2 protein-coding genes are annotated in these 2428 nt (G+C 68.9%); both read right to left on the reverse strand.

The genetic code is table 11. The features are described from left to right. Nucleotides 1-1618, reverse strand: a 1618-nt coding sequence (locus ASG00_RS00795; protein ID WP_082482957.1) for a protein kinase domain-containing protein, incomplete at its 3' end; no start/stop codon positions are given. Then, nucleotides 1615-2428: penicillin-binding transpeptidase domain-containing protein (locus ASG00_RS16095; RefSeq protein WP_268771832.1), on the reverse strand; the 814-nt coding region annotated here is incomplete at its 5' end. The genes ASG00_RS00795 and ASG00_RS16095, both read right to left, overlap by 4 nt.

Consider the following 2428-nt stretch of genomic DNA (forward strand, 5'->3'; position numbering starts at 1 on the left):
AGGTGACTCCGACGCGGTTGCCGGATGCACCGGTGACCTGAATCTGCGCGGTGGTCGTGTTCGCGTCGACCGTGAGCGTCTGAGTTCCGTTCGCGAACACCGCGTTCTGGACGATCTGCACCGTGTAGCTGGAGACCGACCCCGTGCCGCTCGGGCACGTGTAGGCGCTCCACTTCACCGTGACGGTGCTTCCCGCCGGGACCTGCGTCACCGGCGCACCGGCGATCTCATACGTCACGCCTGCGGACGGGGCCGGGAGCGACTGCACCGCGCCGTAACAGGTGATCGTGATCGTGGATCCGGCCGGCACGTTGCCACTGCTCGGCGACGTCGATGCGACCGTGTTCACCTTGTCGCTCGACGGTGCTGCCGGCGGGTTCGCCCCGGTCGCGGGGGTGAGGCCGGCACTCGTGGCCTTCGAGAAGGCCTCGGTGCAGGTCATTCCGACGAGGTTGAGGCTCGCGATGCTCACCGGTGTGGCCGACTCGGACGGCGTCGGGCTGTTCGACGGGGTCGAGCTCGACACGCTCGGCGTCGAGGGCGGCGCCGAATCGCCCCGGTTCGCGAACAGGGCGATCAACGTGCCGCCGAGGACGATCACCAGCAGGGCGATGAGCGCGATCAGGGGCCATGTCCACGGGCTGCGCTTGCGCTTCTGCTCCGTGGCTGCCACCGGAGCCGCCGCGAGCAGCTGCGTCGCCGCTGCCGTCGCAGGCGATGTGCCCAGCAGCTGGGTGGCGGCATCGGTCGCGAGGAAACCACCGGCGATCGCCGGCACGGCCGCCGCCGCCGCGGCGACGTCCCCGCGACGCAGCGCGGTCGCCGCGCGGGCCACCGTCGCCGCAGAGCCGGGGCGGTCCTCCGGCTTCTTGGCGATCATCGCCATGACGAAGTTCTGCACCGGCTCGGCAACCGTCGGAGGCAGCGGCGGCGGCTGCTCGTTGATCTGCGCCATCGCGATCGCGACCTGCGACTCGCCCGTGAACGGGCGCTTTCCGGCGAGACTCTCGTAGGCCACGATGCCGAGCGAATAGATGTCGGTCGACGGGGTCGCGGGGTGACCCGACGCCTGCTCGGGCGAGAGGTACTGCACCGTGCCCATGACCTGACCGGTCGCGGTCAGCGGCACCTGGTCGGCGATCCGCGCGATGCCGAAGTCGGTGATCTTCACCCGGCCGTCCGGCGTGATGAGGAGGTTGCCGGGCTTGATGTCGCGGTGCACGAGACCGGCGGCATGAGCCGCCTGCAACGCGGACGCCGTCTGCGCGACGATGTCGAGCGTCTTGTCCGTTGAGAGCGACCCCTCGCGCTCGAGGATCGTGGAGAGCGCCTCACCGGGCACGAGCTCCATCACGAGGAACGCGCTGCCGTTCTCCTCGCCGTAGTCGAAGACGCTCGCGATGCCCTCGTGGTTCACGAGTGCGGCATGGCGCGCTTCCGCGCGGAACCGCTCGAGGAACCCGGGGTCCCCCATGTACTCGTCCTTGAGGATCTTGATCGCGACCGTGCGGCCGATCACATGGTCGGTCGCCTCCCAGACCTCGCCCATGCCGCCGATGGCGATCCTGGACTCGAGCTCGTAGCGTCCCCCGAACATCGCACCCTGCGTAGGTCTCATTTGCCCAGCACCGCCTCCATGACCTTCTTTGCGATGGGCGCCGCGAGCGAATTGCCGCTGCCCGATTGTCCTCGTCCCCCGCCGTTCTCGACGACCACGGCGACGGCCACCTTCGGGTTCTCTGCGGGCGCGAAGCCGGTGAACCACAGCGTGTACGGGTCGGTGGGACCGTTCTGCGCCGTGCCGGTCTTACCGCCCACACTGACGCCGTCTATTCTTGCATTCGTCGCGATTCCGCTGCTGACGTTGGCGACCATCATCTGCACCATCTCCGCATCCAATGTCGAGTCGAGTGCCTGTCCGAACTGCTCGTTGCCGAAGGTCTGCTGGACCGACAGGTCGGACCCGATCACCTGGTCCACCATGCGCGGCTTCATCACGACGCCACCGTTCGCGATGCCCGCCGACACCATCGCCATCTGCAGCGGGGTCGCGCGCACATCGCCCTGGCCGAAGCCGCTCAGGGCGGCGCGCGTGTCGCTGAGGTTGCTCGGGTAGACCGAGGCGGTGCTGGTGATCGGCAGATCGAAGCTCGTGTTGAAGCCGTACTTCTCGGCCTCCTTGCGGATGGTCTCGCCGCCGAGCTGCGCGGCGAGCTCCGCCATCGGGATGTTGCAGCTCAGCCGGAGGGCGTCGGCGATCGAGACCTGGTCGCCCGGACCGCAGGTGCCTCCGGTGTCGTTGCTGATCGAGGTCGAGGTGCCCGGCAGCGTGTAGCTGGCGACGTTGGGGAGCAGGGACTGCGGCGTGTAGTTTCCCGTGGCGAGAGCGGCGGACGCCGTGACGAGCTTGAACGTCGAGCCGGGCGGG

The organism is Microbacterium sp. Leaf351 (assembly GCF_001423825.1).
Taxonomy (GTDB): Bacteria; Actinomycetota; Actinomycetes; order Actinomycetales; family Microbacteriaceae; genus Microbacterium; species Microbacterium ginsengisoli.